This window comes from Gilvimarinus gilvus, from assembly GCF_030518155.1.
Lineage (GTDB): Bacteria > Pseudomonadota > Gammaproteobacteria > Pseudomonadales > Cellvibrionaceae > Gilvimarinus > Gilvimarinus gilvus.
The window spans coordinates 1-368 of the sequence record NZ_JAULRU010000272.1 but is presented as its reverse complement, the minus strand read 5'-3'; the positions used below and the strand labels follow the sequence as shown (position 1 = coordinate 368).

At 30.4% G+C, this 368-nt stretch carries 1 protein-coding gene; it reads right to left on the bottom strand.

Annotation, left to right across the window (positions count from 1 at the left end; all coding sequences use genetic code 11):
• Nucleotides 1–368, bottom strand: a 368-nt coding sequence (locus QWI17_RS04760) for a hypothetical protein (protein WP_302721373.1), incomplete at both ends; no start/stop codon positions are given.

Here is a 368-nt window from a genome sequence, read left to right as displayed (position 1 = left end):
CTGTAATATTATAATTTTGTAAATTCGTAGGGATTGGTAAAGAACATGGAATATTATTACTTGTATAATTTATCTGTATAGAGATGATTTTTTCCTCAGTAATATTTTGACCTTGCGCTGTTACATAACCATATATTGCTTTAAATTTGTATTCTGTAACTCTTGGAGTTGTAAAAGTGTGTTTAAAACCTAATGTTATTTTTACTTGCCCTCCTGGTTGTACAGCTTGTGTACCTTCAGGAAACTTACCTGTATAACCATTGTCTGTAGAAACAGGATGTATATTAGCTCCCATATTTGAAGGAAATCTATTATTAGAAAAAACAATTTCAACAAATCCAGTTTGACCATACGAAATTACATCGGAT